Origin of the sequence: Paraburkholderia caffeinilytica, from assembly GCF_046030355.1 — a bacterium.
Taxonomy (GTDB): Bacteria; Pseudomonadota; Gammaproteobacteria; order Burkholderiales; family Burkholderiaceae; genus Paraburkholderia; species Paraburkholderia caffeinilytica_B.
In genome coordinates this window covers 105,778-122,374 of record NZ_JAQQCQ010000008.1, presented here as the reverse complement: position 1 = coordinate 122,374, position 16,597 = coordinate 105,778, and the positions used below count along the sequence as shown (strand labels likewise).

General features: G+C 64.8%; 8 protein-coding genes. 2 read left to right on the top strand and 6 right to left on the bottom strand.

What is annotated here, in order from left to right; translation table 11 throughout:
* Window positions 1-14 precede the first annotated feature (14 nt).
* From recD to recC, 3 genes are read right to left on the bottom strand one after another with little or no spacing between them, the layout of a single operon-like run.
* Window positions 15-2,174 carry an exodeoxyribonuclease V subunit alpha gene (recD, locus tag PQQ95_RS14635; RefSeq protein ID WP_408438101.1) on the bottom strand — a complete coding sequence of 720 codons (2,160 nt, stop codon included), beginning with the start codon at window positions 2,172-2,174 and terminating at the stop codon, window positions 15-17.
* Entirely contained in the window at window positions 2,171-5,863 is a 3,693-nt protein-coding gene (recB, locus tag PQQ95_RS14630; RefSeq protein WP_408438100.1) for an exodeoxyribonuclease V subunit beta, read from the bottom strand. The genes recD and recB overlap by 4 nt, the downstream gene beginning before the upstream one ends.
* Complete coding sequence (gene recC, locus PQQ95_RS14625) at window positions 5,860-9,243, bottom strand: exodeoxyribonuclease V subunit gamma (protein WP_408438099.1); 3,384 nt, start codon at window positions 9,241-9,243, stop codon at window positions 5,860-5,862. Before recC ends, recB begins: the two co-directional genes overlap by 4 nt.
* A gap of 223 nt (window positions 9,244-9,466) precedes the next feature.
* Here recC and PQQ95_RS14620 point away from each other — a divergent pair, with 223 nt between their 5' ends.
* Window positions 9,467-12,025 (top strand): FUSC family protein, encoded by a 2,559-nt coding sequence (locus PQQ95_RS14620; RefSeq protein WP_408438098.1) that lies wholly within the window; start codon window positions 9,467-9,469, stop codon window positions 12,023-12,025.
* Window positions 12,026-12,248: 223 nt separating this feature from the next.
* Here the strand turns inward: PQQ95_RS14620 and PQQ95_RS14615 are convergent, their stop codons facing one another.
* Together PQQ95_RS14615 and PQQ95_RS14610 are read right to left on the bottom strand one after the other, a co-directional pair.
* Entirely contained in the window at window positions 12,249-12,467 is a 219-nt protein-coding gene (locus PQQ95_RS14615) for a hypothetical protein (RefSeq protein WP_408438097.1), read from the bottom strand.
* Window positions 12,468-12,553: 86 nt separating this feature from the next.
* Window positions 12,554-13,036: an Lrp/AsnC family transcriptional regulator gene (locus PQQ95_RS14610; RefSeq protein ID WP_408438096.1), complete on the bottom strand. Its 483-nt coding sequence runs from the start codon at window positions 13,034-13,036 to the stop codon at window positions 12,554-12,556.
* A gap of 273 nt (window positions 13,037-13,309) precedes the next feature.
* Here PQQ95_RS14610 and PQQ95_RS14605 point away from each other — a divergent pair, with 273 nt between their 5' ends.
* Window positions 13,310-13,819, top strand: coding sequence for a cysteine dioxygenase family protein (locus tag PQQ95_RS14605; protein ID WP_408438220.1), 510 nt, complete (start codon window positions 13,310-13,312; stop codon window positions 13,817-13,819).
* A gap of 84 nt (window positions 13,820-13,903) precedes the next feature.
* Here the strand turns inward: PQQ95_RS14605 and PQQ95_RS14600 are convergent, their stop codons facing one another.
* Window positions 13,904-16,528, bottom strand: coding sequence for a mechanosensitive ion channel family protein (locus tag PQQ95_RS14600; RefSeq protein WP_408438095.1), 2,625 nt, complete (start codon window positions 16,526-16,528; stop codon window positions 13,904-13,906).
* Between the last annotated feature and the right edge of the window lie 69 nt (window positions 16,529-16,597).

Sequence of the window (16,597 nt, the reverse complement as noted above, 5' to 3'; positions counted from 1 at the left end):
GCGCGCGCCCCGCCCTAAGCGACGCGCCATGCCTCCGCAATCCGCGCGGCTAACCCCGAGTCACGCTGGGTCGGCGTCTCGATAGCCTGCGCCAGCACGGCACGCGCCCCGATCACTTCCACCCGCTCCCGCGCGCGGGTAATTGCCGTGTACACCAGTTCGCGCGACAACACGCGGCTGAACACAGACGGCAGCATCAGCACCGCATGCTGAAACTCCGAGCCTTGCGATTTGTGAACCGTGAGCGCGAATGCCGTGTCGTGCGGCGGTAGCGCCGCAGGCGATACCGCACGCAGGCTGCCGTCACCGGTACGGAAATACACGCGCAACGCGCCGCCCGCACCGGGCAACGCAATGCCGATGTCGCCGTTGAACAGACCGAGCGCGTAATCGTTGCGCGTCACCATCACCGGACGACCGGCGAACCACTGCGCGCCGACGGCCAGCGTCACGCCCGCCGAGCGCCGCACCTGGGCGGCCATCGCGGCATTCACCTGATCCACGCCGCGTGGTCCCGAACGGGTCGCGCACAGAATTCGAAAACGGTTCAGTGCCTCGAAGAGCGGCAACGGGTCCGGCGTGTCGGCGGCTAGTGCTTCGGCAAGTGCATCCGCATAAGGTGCAAAACCCGCGGCAAGCCGTGCGATGGTCCGTTCGGCAAGCGTCGCGTGGGTATCTTCGTGCAGGGCCGCTGCGCAGGATTCGGCAGGGTCGATGCGCAGGACGTCGAGCGCCGCGCCGGCCGCGCCATTGCGAATCGCCAGCGACAAACGGCCGATCGGCGATTCGAGGCCGAATCGGTAATTACGCTCAAGCCAGACGACGCAGTCGGCGAGCGGATTTCGGGCCGATTCCGGCACACCCACAGGCGCGAAAAGGCTGTCAGATCCTTCGTCGAAATCGCTCGACGCACCCGGCAATGCCTGCGACAGCCGCGCCGCGTCAATGCCAAGCGCCGCTGCGATCCGCTGCAGTCCGTTTTGCGTAAAAGCAGGCCGCGCGCTGAGCTCGGCGAACACCGCACCGGCCTCGACGGCGGCAAGCTGGTCCTTGTCGCCGAGCATCACGAGACGCGTCTGCGGCGCAATGGCGTCGAGCAGATGCGCCGCCATCGCAACGTCAATCATCGACGCCTCGTCGATCACGACGACGTCGTAAGGCAACGGGTTGTCGCGATGATGCCGGAAGCGTCCGCCCGGCCCTGAACCGAGCAGACGATGCAAGGTGTACGACGTCTGCGGCAAACGCGCGGCGAGTTCGGGCGGCAAATCGCCGGCACGGGCGAGCAAGGCTTCCTGCATCCGCTGGGCCGCTTTGCCGGTGGGCGCCGCCAGTGCAATTCGCAGATCGGCCCGTGCGTCAAGCAAACAGGCGAGCACACCGACCACTGTCGTGGTTTTGCCGGTGCCCGGGCCGCCGCTGACGATCGTCAATCGCCCGGACAGCGCCATGACTGCCGCGACACGTTGCCAGTCGACCTCGTCGTCCTGCGGCGGCCCGAAATAACGCAGCAGACGTCCGTGTAGCGTTTGGGCGGTCGTGTCGCCTGTGCCTGTGCCTGTGCCTGTGCCTGTGCCTGTGCCTGTGCCTGTGCCTGTGCCTGTGCCTGTGCCCGTGCCCGTGCCTGTGCCTGTGCCGGCTTCTGCTACTACGCCTGCATCTGCTCCTGCACGAAAATCTGCGTCGGCGTTTACACTGCCACCTTTGCCAGCACCCGTCTGGACCTCTGAAGATCCGCCCGCGCCAGCGCCCGCATGCGCAACCAGCGAGCGCGCAAGACGCCGCTCATAATCGTAGTAGCGCGCCAGATACAGTCGCCCTTGCTCATCGATCACCAGCGGCCGCAACGCTGCCGCGCTTTGCGAACCGTCGCTCACCATGCCGCTTGCGAACAGCGCCGCGCGCACTTCCGCGCCCGCTGCATCGAAGCGGCGCGCCAGCGCGGCAAGCGGCAGGCACACGTGCCCTTCAGCAGTCGCACGGCTCGCGGCAAAGGCAGCCCGCGCCGCCCACTTCACCGCCTCGCTCGGCGCACCGCCGCGCCGCGCCAGCATGCCGATGCGGCGCGCGAACCCTTCGGCAAGCGCGGTACTGAAATCGGCCGGCGCAGGCAAATTCACCCCGATGTCATCGAGCTCCGGCGGCACGGAAGCGATCCGCTCGAACGTGCTCATGCGACACCTCCAATCATCGCCGCATCGAGCAGTGCGATCAGTTCGAACGCGGGGCGACGCATGTGCACACCGGCCGCTCCATCGGCATCGCGCCACTGCGGACGAACGCCGCGCACGAACAGATAGAGATAGCCGCCGATATGCGTGTCGTACGCATAATCGCGCACCCGGGTTTTCAGATAACGATGCAGCGCGACCGTATAAAGCAGCGCCTGCAGGTGATACGCGTGGCTCGCCATCGCTGCCTCGAGCGGTGCCGCTGCATAGTCGGCCGCGGTGTCGCCCAGATGGTTCGACTTCCAGTCGACGATCCAGAAGCGTCCGTCGTGCTCGACGATCATGTCGATAAATCCTTTGACGAAACCGCGCAACACGCCGGGTTCCAGCGCAACGTCGGGATAGCCGTGTTCGATCAGCAGCTCGCGCAACGCCGGAAAATCGAGCGACGGCGCGGCAAACAGAAATTCGAGTTCGTTCAGGCGCCGCCGCGGATTCAACCTGGCGAGCACCATGCCGGGCACGAGCTCGGTGGTCACCACGTCCGCGATCAGGTTATGCATCATGGCGGGCAAACGCGCCGCGAGTTCGGGCAGCGCCGGCGCCGGGCGCTCGCGCAACGCGCCCCGGATGGCATCCGGCCATGTATGCGGGTCGGCGAAATCCGCGAGTTCGAACATGCGATGCAGACACTCGCCCGCCGCCGCGCCGCGCGGAAACGCGAGAATGTCGTCCTCCGCATACAACGGAGCTTGCGGCACCGGCAACGCCGCAGGTGCGAGCGCATCGGCGATCTCGTCGTGATCGGGCCGCACCTCTTCCACCGGCGTATGCGCCTCTTCGGCTTTGCTGCCGGCGGCGATCAGGCCGCTGAAGCTCGCCATGCGCCACTGATCGCGCAACGGCCGCCGACTGGCGCGCGCCTGCATCCGCGCACCGCTGTCCTGGAGGCTTTCCAACGGCACGCGGCGCTCCACCTTCGGCAAGGCCTGCAACACGATCGGGCCGCCCGCCAGCGCCTGCCACGACGATGACAAAGCGGCTTCGTCGGGTGGATCGGTGAGCCAATCGTCGAAGCTGTGACCGCTGCCACCCACCAGCCAATTCAACACACTGCGGCGCGATTCCTTGGTGGAACGCGACGAAAGATAAGTCCCGGCGACCAGATAGCAGCGGTACACCGCGCGCGTCAACGCCACGTAGACGAGCCGCGCCCGTTCCGCCGCCTGTTCACGCGCCGCGTAACGCGACGCGCGGTCGGCCTCTTCGTCATCGCAACCGTAGTGCAGCACCGCGCCGCCCGTTTCGTCGTGATACTCGCGCGCATCGGGCAAGCCGGAGGACGGTGGCTCGCGCAACGCACCGTCGTTCAGAAACGGACAGAACACGACCGCATATTCCAGCCCTTTCGATTTGTGGACGGTGACGATCTGCACGAGGTTGCGATCCGACTCGAGCCGCAATTGCGCGTCTTCGCCGCCCCCTTGCGTGCGTTGCGCCGCGAGCCAGCGCAAGGTCGGCGCGATGCCGGGCTGAGTGGCGGCGCGCGCCTGCACGAGTTCGGCCAGATGATTCACGTTCGTCAGACGACGCTCGCCGTCCGGTCCGGCCACCAACCGTTGAGCGACGCGCAGCTCGCGCATCAGCGTGCGCCACATCAAGGCGAAGCCACGCTCATGCCACAGCGTGCGATAGCGTGAGAAACGCTCGACCCACCCCATCGCGTCCTCGGCATGCGCAGGATCGTCGGCCGGCGCCGGCGCGTCCGCGACCTGCTCGAGGCGCCACAACGCGGCGGCGTCGAGGCCGAGCCAATCGGTGGCGAGGGCGGCGCGCAAACGGCGCAGGTCACCTGGCGTATCGACCGCGGCCAGCACGCGTTCGATCTGCTCGGCATCGAGCGTTGCGAACACCGAAGCCTGCGCCAGCTCCACGCTGCCGACACCCCACGACGCCAGCACCCGTTTGATCAGACTGCCCTGCTTATGCGTTTGCACGAGCACCGCGATATTGCCCGGCGCGAGCGGCGCGTCACCGATCGTCACCGTCCCTTCGCGCGCGCCGCGCAGGAGCCGCACGATCTCCGCGGCGCAGGCTTCGCTCGCCGCGCGCTGCGCTTCACGTTTGGTCAACGCGGCGTCGCCTTGCGGGAGCGTCCAGATGCGGAAGTCACCCGCGCTCGCATCGGGTTCGGAAAACGGCGGACGACGCCGCTCGCCGGCCCGCACCGGTTGATAGTCGAGACCGTCGAGTACGAACGCCTGGGGATTGGCTTCGAACAGCCGGTTGCAGGCCTCGACGATCGGCGCAGTCGAACGCTGATTGACGGCCAGCGTGTAGCACGCCGAAGCCGCCGCGCGCGCGGCCAGATAGGTATGCAGATCCGCCGCACGGAAACTGTAGATCGCCTGCTTCGGATCGCCGACCAGAAACAGCGGACCGGCCGGCGCGAAGATGCGGCTGAAGATCGCGAACTGCAACGGATCGGTATCCTGAAACTCGTCGATCAGCGCGGCCGGATAACGCGTACGCAAAGCATCGGCCAGCCAGGGGTTGGCCGCGAGCGCGCGATACAGGTTGGATAGCAGATCGTCGAACGACACCACCCTGCGCGTACGTTTGCGCGCGATCAGTTCGGCCGGCGCGTAGTCGAGCCAGGTTTCGACGAGCGAAAGCCAGCGCGCGCGCTGCGCGGCTTCGGCCGCGATCACGGCGGCAGACAGCGCTTCGGCGTGCTCGAAGAACGGATGCTCAGGCGGTTCGAACTTGACCTTGGTGGCCTTCTTCAACGCCGAAGCCGTCAGCTTCAAGGCCGCCTTGGGCGGTGGCGCATGACAGTCGCCCTGAGCGAAGTATTCGGTCCACGCGGCAATCGCGGCGCTCACGAGTTCAGGCTTGTGCGAAGTCTTGCTCAGACGGTCCTGCGCCTGTCCAAGCAGACTGACGATCGTGCCGCGCTCCGCCTGCCACATCGCGCAGGCGGCATCGAAGCCCGCCTGCGGATCGGCATTGTTTCCACCTGCATCGACCGTGCCCCAGCGCAACTGCGCCAAAGGTTTCTTCAAGCGCCGCGCGAGTTGCTCGTCGAGCGACGCCGGACCGGCGCGTTTGGTCACCAGCCATGCGGCAAAAGCAGGATGCGCGTACGCCACCGGTTCCACCTGCTCGCGCCAGAAATCGGCTGCCATTTCGAAACGCAAGGCAGCGTCGTCGGCTTCCATTTCGAACGCGAACGGCATGGCCGCGGCGAACGGCGCCTCCTGCAACGCACGCTGGCAGAATGCGTGGATGGTATGAATCGCAGCCTGGTCGAACGTGCGCAGTGCGCGGCGTACGACTTTCAAGGCGGTCGCGCGATCGATGCCACGTTCCGGCGCGAGCGTCGTTTCAAAGAGACGCTGGATGAACGGATCGCCGCCGTCGTCGCCCGTATCGATCGCCCGGTCCAGTTCCGCGAGCCGCCCGCGAATCCGCTCGTGCAACTCCGCGGTCGCCGCCTTCGTAAAGGTCACGACGAGAATCTGATCGGCATTCAGGTTCTTTTCGAGCAGCAGCCGCACGTACAACGCGCAGATGTTCCAGGTCTTGCCGGTTCCCGCCGATGCCTCGATCTGATTGACGCCGTCGAGCGAACAGGCGAAAACGTCGAGCTCTTCCGCGACCAATGCGTGATGGTGAACGGCGCCGCTCATGATGCGCTCCGCAGATGCTGAACGAGCGGTTTGAAGACGATCGAGGCGAGACTGCCGAACGGTTCGTCAAGCGTCAGCGGCGTGCCGCGCAGCGCGATGCGCAAGGCCGGGTCATCGGATTCTCCGCGCACACGATCATTGATCCACACGCCCTGCGCTGCGGAATCGCTCTCGCTGACCTTCACCCACGCACTCTTCGGGAAAAAACGCAGTGGCAGCATGCGCCCTGCTCTGAACAACGCGGCAAGCGGCGCCAGTTCATTGAGTGGTGCGGCGACCGGCGTGAGCTCGAAGCTCTCGCCGCTGCCATGCCAAACCGTTCGGCGTGGGCCGTTCGGCTGCGCCGCGCAATAGACCAGATGTGCAAGCCACGCCGACAGATAGTCGCGCGCAGTCGGTTTGGCGTAACGAAAAATCACTTGTCCTGTTTCGGTCAGCAAATTCAAGGTGCCATGCAATTGCAGCGGTGTTTCGGCCGCTTTGCGGAGCGCCGCGTCATAAGGGCCGAAGAGCGTATCGGCAACGTCGGCACGATCGGGCCAGCGCGGCACGATATCGAGCACGAACGGCAATCGCTCGACACCTGACGCGACTTCGCGGCGCACGCTGTCGGCGAGTTGGCGCAACGCGCCGAGTTCGCGCGAGCGCCATACCGCGCCGGTCGCACCGCCAGGCAACTCGGGACTGGCCGCGGCCACGCGGCGCACGCGCTCGAACATGCTGTCATCGCCGTCGGTATCGCCTTCCAGCAGTACCGGCAGAAGCCGCTCCGCCAGGGCGTCCCGACCGGACCAATCGAGTTCGAACGGTTCGGTGTCGAGCAGTTCGCCCTGCGCATCCGACAACACGATACCCAACCGGTCGCGCAACAACGCACGCGCCGGATGACGCCAGAAGCGCACGAATTCGTCGAAGGCAACAGAAGTTGTGTCCTCCGCGGGCAGCGGTTGATCGAAGAACGGCGCGGCAGCCGGATGCTGCGGTGCGGCCAGCAAACTGGCCAGTTCCGCGCGATCCATGTCGTAAGTGAAGAGGCCTCGCTGCGACGAGAAATAATCCGACGCGAATGCCTGCAGCGGATGATCGATGATGAACGCATGCCGCGCGGCTTCGATTTCCGCGGGACTCGCTCCTTCCCCTGCCGACACCTGCGCGAGGTGGTCGAGCAATTCGTCGACCAACGCGGCCGGCGGCAACGGTGCGTTGTCGCGAATGCTACGGCCCGTATAGGCGATGAACAACCGGTCGCGCGCGGCCAGCAGCAGATCGAGGAACAGATTGCGTTCGTCGTCGCGGCGCTGCCGGTCGCCGGCTTTACCGAACGCGGCCATCAGGTCGAATTCGTCGGCGCGGGCGAGACTCGGCAATACGCCGTCGTCCATACCGAGCAGGCAAACAATGCGATACGGCAAACCGCGCAAGCTGGTCAGCGACGAAAACGTCACGCTGCCCCAAGGCACGCCGCCGCGCGCGGGGTCGTCGAGCGCCTCGGTGAGCGCGCCGCGCACCACGGCGGCCGGCAGCACGACGTCTTGTGCGCCCGCTTGCATCGCGTCGCCCATCTTGTCGATAGCGTCGCGCACCGCCGCCAGCGAATCGGCAAACGCCACGCCGCCGTCGAAACACTGCGCGAGCGTTTCGAGCAGCAGTTGCGTCCATTCGGCAGGCGTCTGCTCGACCGAGCAACGCTGCGCGAAGGCATCGATATCGTCGACGAAACGCGACAGGCGGCCGAGAAGCTCGGCGTCCGAGCCGTCGGCGCCTTCAACGGGCAGCCAGGCATCGACCGGCTCGCCGCCATCCGGCATCGCGTAGCCGAGGTACAAACGGGTCAGCGCGTCGGCAAACGTATGACGCGCGACAGGCACGTGCTCGCCCACCGGCTCGCCAGGCACAAGCCCGCGGCGCGCGCCGGCTGCCGCGAGCCATTCCTGCGCCGCTTCGAGTGCACTGGCGTCGATCCCGTAACGCGCGGCGATCGCATCGACCCGCAGCCATTCGATCAGATCCGGCGCACCCACGCTACGCTCAGGCAAGGCCAGCCAATCGAGCAGCAAACGCGCGACCGGATTGGCCTGCGAAGGCGGCAAGCCAGTGATCCGATACGGAATACGGCGAGTGTCTCCTGGCGGCGCGGTGCCGAATACCGCATCGATCAATGGCCCGGCGGCGGCGAGATCGGAGACGGCCACCAGCACGTCGGACGGCTGAAGATCGTCGAACTCATCGAACCAGCCAAGCAGCCGGTCGTGCAGCACTTCGAGCTGCCGCGACAGGCTGTGACACACATGAACTTCAATGCCGTTTTCGATCGGTAGTTCGTCCGCGTCTGCTCCCACTTCCGCCCGCAGATCGAGGATGCCGTTCTGCACGGCGGCGAGCCAGCTCGGCTCCGGATTCTCGGTGAAGTCACCCGTCTCGCCGGATGCAGCGCTCTCGGTAAGCTCATGCAGCATATGCAGTTGCGCCTGAGTCTGGCGGCCCCACTCAGCCAGCAGCGGATGGCCCACTTCCTGATAGTCGAGCTGGCCGGCAACGTCTAGCGCTTCAACGCGGCCCGCACTGACGACGTCGAACCAGAATTCGCGGCACGGGTTCATCACGTACAAACGCACGTCGACCCAGCGCGACAATGCGCGTAGCAAGGCAACGTGCAACGGCGGCATGGTCGGCAATGCGAACACGCTGACGGCTTCAGGCCACTGTGCGTTCGAGATGGCTTCGAGATCGAGCGTGCCGATTTCTTCGAGAAAGCGATACGCGGGCGGCAAGGCAGCCGCAGCCGTTTGCGCGTCGCCCGCCACTTCGGCAAGCACCGCGCGCCATAGCGCGGCTTGCCAGCGCTCGTCCTCACGCGCTGCTTCACTTGCGCCGACGAGACGCGGACCGTTGTCGTCCGCAGCGCCGCTCGCGAAAATCGAACCGCCCTTCTGCCATTGCAGCAGCCATTCCGGACGATAGGTCAGATAGTGATCGAGCACGGTGGCCACGCGGCGTGCCAGTTCGTAGCGCATCGACGCATCGGCCGCATCGAGATAAGTGCGCAGACGTGGCGAAGCATTCCACGGCAGTGCTTCATCCGCCTCTCCCAGCAACCGGTAGCAACGCCAGACGAGCCGGTCTGGCGCGAACGGCGAATGCTGCGGCACCTCGATCACGCCGCCGATTTGCGCCCACAACCATTGCGCGAGATAACCAAAATTGACATTCGCGCAGATGCCCTGGCGCGCCGCGATGTCGAGCTCGAGCCGGCGCCGCACCGCCGCGCTCGGGACGATCACGGGCTGCGCGGTCCAGGGATCGGACGGCGTTTGCGCCAGGTCGTCGAGCAGCGCGCCGACAAGGGTTTCGTAGCGGTTCGAGTAGAAGAGTTGGAGCATGGATCCCGGGAAAGCATGCGGCGCGAGCGGAACACCCGGGCCGTGACAGACATTGAAGCGACAGCATAACAAACGCGCTCCCAGGGCAGAACCTGGCCGAATGGACGAGGTCAGATCAGACACAAAATCAGTTAGACTCGACGGCAGTTTGGGGCTGCCCCGGGTCTGCCCGGGATCGACCTTTTCAACCGCGTTTTCTCAGTGAATGGAATCCAGGCAGTCGATGCGTTATTCGGTTGAAATAAAAAAATTCCTTTACAGCCAGTACTTTTATGGCGGCCTGCGCATCGCAGTCGGCGTGTCATTGCCGGCCGTATTGTGTTTGATCGTATTTCACGATCGCGAACTCGGCTTCACGATCGCGACCGGCGCGCTCGGCGCCTGCGTGGTCGATATGCCGGGTCCGCTCAAGTACAAGCACAACGAGATGCTGGCGTGCACGGTGATCGGCTTCCTGTCCGCGCTCGCCACCGGCATCGCCACGGTCAACCCGGTGGCGCTGTGGTGCACGGTCGTGCCGCTCACGTTCGTGCTCTCGTTGATCGTCGTGTACGGCAACCGCTGGCCGCAGATCAGCTTCGCCACGCTGTTCATGATGATCGTGACGCTGGAAGAGCATTTCACGCCCATGCAGGCGCTCGTCAATGCGTCGTGGATTCTGGTGGGCGGTCTCTGGTACACGTACTGGTCGACTTTCGTGAGCCGCTGGATGATGCACCGCATCGAACAGCAGGCGCTTGCCGAAAGCGTGTTCGCGTGCGCGGACTATCTGCTCGCGCGCGCCGCCTTTTACGATCTCGATAACGATCTCGACGAGTGCTATCGCAATCTCGTCGACAAACAGATCGCCGCGGTCGACCGCCAGGATGCCGCGCGCGACATCGTGCTGCGCAACCTGCCCAAGCTGAAAAGCGGCCGGCTCGAACCGCGCCGGGCGATGCTGTTCAATCTCTTCATCAATACCGTCGATCTGCACGAGCTGTTCGTCGGCACGCATGTCGATTACTCGCTGGTGCGCAGCACATTTGGCGGCTCCGACCTGCTGGTGTTCTACCGCGATCTGATTCGCAAATCCGCCGCCGATCTCGAAGAGATCGGACTCGCGGTGCTGCAAAACCAGCCGCCGCATACGCGCGTGAATGTAAAAGCCGAATTGCGCGCTATCGAGTTCGAGATCGAACTGATGCGCAAGCAGGACCTGGCTACCAAAAATCCTGAGGCTTATTCGGCGATATCGTCCACCTTCCGGCGCATCTGGAGCGCCACGCGCCTGATCGACAGGATGCACCAAAGCCTGTCGAGCGATCCGAGCGCGACCGAAACCGAATTGCGGCTCGACAAGGCGCTCTCCCGCTTCGTATCGAGTCGCCGCGTGCCATTCGGGCAGATCTTCTCGAATCTGACCATGGCCTCGCCGAGCTTCCGCCATGCGCTGCGTGTGACGATTGCGGTCGCCGTGGGTTTCTGGCTCGGCCGCCTGCTGCCGCTCACCAACGCATACTGGATCGTGATGACCACCGTCATCATTCTGAAGCCTGGCTATTCGCTGACCAAGCAGCGCAACGGGCAGCGGATCATCGGCACGCTGATCGGCTGCGCGGCGAGCATCGCGTTGATTATCTTCGTCAAGGAGCCGCACATCCTGCTGGTGGTGATGTTCGCCTCGATGGTAATGAGCTACAGCCTGTTGCTGTTCAATTACACGGCGAGCGTGGTGTTTACGTCCTCGTATGTGCTGCTCATGTTTCATCTGCTTGCGCCGGGCAGCATGCGCATCATCGGCGAACGCGCGATCGATACGGTGGTGGGCTGCGCGATCGCGATCGCGGCGAGCCACCTGTTCCCCTACTGGGAATACCGGTTGATGGGCAAACTCGTCAACAACATGATCAATGCGACGCGGCAGTATCTGGAAGCGAGCTGGTGGTGGAGCGGCAAGCCAGCCGCCGCGGTGGTCGCCACGGTGACCGAGGCCGGTGCGTTCGCGCCCGCAGCGGCAATGGCGGATCCGGCGATTGAACTCGGCTCGCCGGCGCTCGCAGTGGCAGACGCCGGAGCGAATGCGGGCGGCAACGTTGCGCCAGGAATCGGTTCAATCGCCGGTGCGAGCGCTGGTGCAAACGCGGCTACGGCTACAACCCCTGGTGCGACTGCTGGCGCAAGTGCTAGTACCAGTGCGACCGCCACGGCAACCGTCGGCGCAAGCAACGCCGGCACCACCACGGTCGGCAACGCAACCGCCAAGCCGGGCGGCGGCGCATCCGCTGCCGCCGTAGCCGCTGCAACCGCCCTCGATCGCGATTATCGCTACCGGCTTGCGCGCAAGAACGTCCACGTGGCGTTCGCCAATCTGGGCCAGGCGTTCCAGCGCATGATGCTCGAACCGAAATCGGCACAGAAGTTCGTGCCGGAACTGAACGACCTGCTGGTGCGCAGCCACGTGCTCGCCTCGCAGATCACCGTGGCCGCGCCGTTGCTGCGCACCTCCGCGCAGCGAACTGACAACGTCTCACAACAGCCGTTGCAGCGCGCCCTGAGTGCGGTCCGCGACAATCTGACTGAGGCCGAAGCCGGTAGCGCGCCGCCCGCCGACCAGTCCGAACAGATCAAGCAATTGTCGCGTGAACTGGATGCGATGGTAGTCGAGACGGAGAAATCGCCGGACTACTCGGCGGACGCCGTGCATGACATGAAGCTGCTCGCCCATCAATGCAAGCAGATGCTGACGGCGTCGGCGGTGATTCGAAAAGATGCAAGCCTGATCCGCCTGCCGGACGAGTGAAACGACGAGCCCCGCAATGACACGCGGTGGGATTTCAGCGCACGCTAGCTATCGGCTTTATGTCGGGCGTGGCCAGCGAATCAAGCAGTAGGCTTTATGCCGGGCGTGGCCGACAAATCGGGCGGCACACTGTACGCTAGGGCACAGTCGACAAATCAGGCAGCCCGCTGTACGCCAAGGCGAATCCGGCAGCACTGGCGCACCAGTAATCGATCAGTCCGCCTTATTGCGCGGCGCCGCTCGCGGGCTTCGCTACGGTAGCCGCAGCCGCTGCAGCCGCCGCGTCCGATGAAATCGTCGGCGCCGGCGCGTTCTCGCGGTCGAAATCGCGCTTTTCCGTGATGGCGTTATAGAAGAGCGTGGCGATCACCAGCAGTACCGCGACCACAATGAAAACAGCTATGCCAAAGGTCGGGTTCTTCTTGCGCGGCGGTTTGTTCATGAGGCGGGCTCGGTTCGCGGGATAGTCGCGGATAGTGTCTGGGAAGGCGGCATTCTACGCCTCCCGAGCTTGCACACGGCTTGCAATCAGCGCCCCTCCACCACCGCCGAAGGCCGCACCGGCAGCGCCGTGGAGTACTTGATCTGTTCCATCGCAAAACTCGAACTCACGTCATACAGCGGCACGGCGGCGATCAACAGCTTGTAAACGCGATCGTAGTCGTCGATATCGGACACCACCACGCGCAGCAGGTAATCGGTTTCGCCGCTCATCCGGTACACCTCCACGACCTCTGGGATCTCCCGCACCGCACGTGTAAAAGTCTGCGCCCAGGTCTCGGTGTGCTGATTGGTGCGCACCGCGACGAATACGGTCGTACCCACGCCCAGCTTGCGCGCATCGCATAGCGCCACCTGCGCACGAATCACACCCGTATCTTTCAGACGCTGCAGCCGCTTCCAACACGGCGTTTGCGACAGATTCACGCGTTGCGCCAGCTCGGCGATCGGCATGGTCGCGTCTTCCTGCAACAGCTCAAGCAGCTTCCGATCGATGATATCCATTCCCATCGTCACGTCCTCATAGGAAATTATTCTACTTTTAAGAGTCCGAGGGGAATTATATGGAAACTCTTTCTCCAGGCAAACCGGTATAAATAGGTCTATTCAAAAATAACCGATAAGCAGCCATGCCGCTGCGCCGCGATCATGAGCCAAGACCTCCGTTTCCCCCCCGTCGCCCGTTCCTCCGTCCACGCCGCACAGTTTGCCGGGGCGAATGAAACACCCTCGTGCGCGCATCGCACCGCACCGCTCGCGCACCTGTGTGACGCGCTCGATGCGATGTTCGAAGCCTGCGTGAAATTCCCCGAACCGTCGGATTCGACCTTCTTCGCGCGCAGCATCCGGATCGCGCTGGCCGAAGCCGCAGCGAATCCCGATTTGCTCGCCTCGGCGCAACGCGAAGGCTCCGCTGACAATTACCGGCGTCATCTGCTGGCCGCCGACCCGCACGGCCGCTATGCGATCGCCGCGCTGGTGTGGCTGCCGCACCAGGCAAGCCCGGTTCATGCGCACCACACCTGGTGCGGCTACGCGGTGATCGACGGCACGCTGAGCGAAACGATCTTCGAATGGAACGGCGCTCAGCACTGCGCAAGCGCCACCCGTACCCAGCCGCGCAATACCGGGGCTGTGTCGTTTGTGCGCGGCGGCAGGGGCGGCATTCACCGCCTCGGCAATTGCAGCGAAGCACCCGCCGTCTCTCTGCATATCTACGGTGTCGCAGGCGCGCAGATCGCCACGCACGTCAACGACATCGTGCACACGGCCGGCGCGCCGGCGCTCGCCTGAAACCGGCACGGTCTGCGTAAAAACGCGGGCCGTTCCAGGACCCGCTTACCCTACATTTGGCGCAATCAGCCCCATCTCGCGCGATCAGCTTTTGCCGCCCGCTTCCCCTGCCGTCGGAATCTGCGGTGGAATCGGCGCGGTCTGCCCAGTCGGCGGCGGCGCCGGACGCGGTTCGTGCGACACATCACGCGCCACCGCCATGGCAGCATGCGCGGTCCGCGGCGAAGCCTCCGCGCCTGTCCCGCCATGCGCGTGTCCATGCCCATGCGCGCCGGCCTCGGGCAGTTCATCGTCCGGCAAAGGCTGTCCTTCGCTATCCTTCGACGACGTGTACACCCGCATCTGCGGCACTGGAATCTCAATGCCGGCTTCGTCCATCTTGCGTTTGAGCCTCAGATTGAAGGCGCGCGCCACGCTCCATTGCTGCAACGGCCGCGTCTTGATCTGCCCTTTCACGACCATCCAGTTCGGATCGAAACGGTCGAGCCCCCACACCTCGATCGGTCCGAGCATTTCGCGCCGGTAGCGGAAGTCGGCCATCAGATCGGCGCCGACTTCGCGAATCAATTGCGTGATCTGATCGACATCGGTCGAGAACGACATGCGCACTTCGAACACCGCATAGGCGAAGTCGCGCGACAGGTTCTTGACGATCTTGATCTGCGAGAACGGAATCGCGTGAATCGCGCCTTGCCCGTCGCGCAAGCGAACGGTACGGATCGACAGATGCTCGACGGTGCCTGCATGGCCGCCGTCCACATCGATCCAGTCGCCGACTGAAATCGTATCTTCGATAATGATGAACAGCCCCGTGATCAGGTCGGTCACGAGCGACTGCGCGCCAAAACCGATCGCGAGACCGATCACACCGGCGCCGGCCAGCAGCGGCGTCACATTGATGCCCAGGTTCGCCGCGGTGACAATGCCGGCAATCGTCATGATCGACACCAGCAGCACGTTGCGCAGCAGCGGCAGCATCGTGCGCGCGCGCATACTCGGGTTGCGCGATTTGTTGCGCGGTCCCCCCGGATTGAGCGCTTCGGTAATCGCGGTGTCGACGAGAATCCACAGCAGCCACGAAATGAACACCGTCGCGACGATCGCAGTCACCGCGTGCGCAATCCCGCGCGCCGCGACGTTTTCCTCCACGACTTCCGCGAGCGACACGCCCCACAAACGCGCCGCCAGTTCGAAGAAGAACAGCCAGATAAAAAGCGTCAGCAACGTGCCGCAAAAGCGCAGCAGGCGCGACAGATACGGCGAGCGGCGCCGCGAGCGCGTGCTGCGCGGGCGCGTCATGCGCAGCACGATGGCCGACAGGAAAAACGCGAACACCAGCAACAGCGCGGTCACCACCGAAATCTGCAGCACGTTCTCGCTGGAGCCCGAGCCACCGAGCGTGGCAATCACCGACGCGGTAGCGAGCACCAGCACGGGCACGTGCCAAAGCGAGGCGAGCACGTCGAACGCGTCGGTCGCAGCCCGGTGATCGTGGCGCTGCTCGTAAGGCCGGTTGCGGATCAGATGCGCGATCGGCCGGCGGAACGCCAGCGCGAAATAGCCCGTCAGCACGGCGGCCGTCATGTTGGCTGCCGTTGAAATCAGGGCGGCGAGATTCGATCCGAGCTGATGTTCGACGTCGTAGTTGACCGCCGCGTCGCCGAGTGCGGCGCATACGCCCACCACGAACAGCACGCGCCGCGCGTGGTCGATCAGCAAGTGCACCGCCACCCGCCGATGCCCCGAGCCAAACAGCGAAAACATGATCAGACAGATGGACGAAAATATCGCGCCCGCGACGATTGCATAGGCGACCACCATGCCGAGCGTGCGCCCGAGCGCATCGGGCATGGCGCGCACGAACAGCAGCGCCGCGAGAAAGGCGACGATCCAGGGCCCGACACGGCGCAGCGCGAAGATCAGCAGCTCACGTGTGGTGGGATTCGGCTTGAGCCCCATGAGAATGCCGAAGCGCCGGTATAGCCGGTGTTGAAAATAGATCAGCGCGCCGGCGCACGCGCCCCAGCCTGCCAGCATGGCGAACATCGAAAAGATCACGCGGCCGAAGCTCTCGTGCCCTTGCCCCGAAATGATCGTGAAGAGTTCGTTGCCGGCCGCGTTGAAGCGTCCACCCCAATAGCGCACCGGCGTGCGGCCCTGATGCACCTCGGATTCGAACGACGCGATGCCCGACGCGATCGCGCCGAGCAAGCCGGGGCTCGGTTGCGCGGCTGCGGGTGGGGCGACGTTTTGCGAGACTTCACGCAGCTTTTTGAGCTGGGCGACGAGCGCGGTGCGCTGACGGTCGTTGTCGAGCGTGGCGATCACGCTGTCGAGCGAACGCGCCAGTTCCGCCTGGCTCGCGGGCGACGGCGCGGAGGCCGCGTCCGCAGCCGAAGCGCCCGAGGCGGCGGACGCAGGCTGGGCCGTCACCGTCGCGCTATTGATCAGGCTCTGCAAGGCCGGGATGACCGGCGTGCCGGCGCCGGCGGCCTGGGCGGTCACAGGCATCCATCCGATGCCGAGGATCAGGGCGAGGCAGACGCTGGTTGCCCACGCGCCGAGCCACGCCGCGACGTGGGCACGAATGCCGCGTGGTGCGCCGCATCCGCCATGATTGAAAGAAAATCGAAAGTCGGCGTGAGCCGCCAGTTGCCCGCCGTTAGACGGCGCGGCCCCGGACTCACGCCGCAATGGGCATGACTGCATGGCGATCCGTAGGAAAACGGGAGACGCCAGTGTAGCCGCAGTTTCATCACCGGCGCCCGAACATGCGTA

Bases quoted from the DNA above. Each gene is read 5' to 3' on its own strand.
- PQQ95_RS14605 (WP_408438220.1), top strand. From the start codon at position 13,310: ATGTTCGAAGCCTGCGTGAAATTCCCCGAACCGTCGGATTCGACCTTC.
- recB (WP_408438100.1), bottom strand. From the start codon at position 5,863: ATGAGCGGCGCCGTTCACCATCACGCATTGGTCGCGGAAGAGCTCGAC.
- recD (WP_408438101.1), bottom strand. From the start codon at position 2,174: ATGAGCACGTTCGAGCGGATCGCTTCCGTGCCGCCGGAGCTCGATGAC.
- recC (WP_408438099.1), bottom strand. From the start codon at position 9,243: ATGCTCCAACTCTTCTACTCGAACCGCTACGAAACCCTTGTCGGCGCG.
- PQQ95_RS14615 (WP_408438097.1), bottom strand. From the start codon at position 12,467: ATGAACAAACCGCCGCGCAAGAAGAACCCGACCTTTGGCATAGCTGTT.
- PQQ95_RS14600 (WP_408438095.1), bottom strand. From the start codon at position 16,528: ATGCAGTCATGCCCATTGCGGCGTGAGTCCGGGGCCGCGCCGTCTAAC.
- PQQ95_RS14610 (WP_408438096.1), bottom strand. From the start codon at position 13,036: ATGGGAATGGATATCATCGATCGGAAGCTGCTTGAGCTGTTGCAGGAA.
- PQQ95_RS14620 (WP_408438098.1), top strand. From the start codon at position 9,467: ATGCGTTATTCGGTTGAAATAAAAAAATTCCTTTACAGCCAGTACTTT.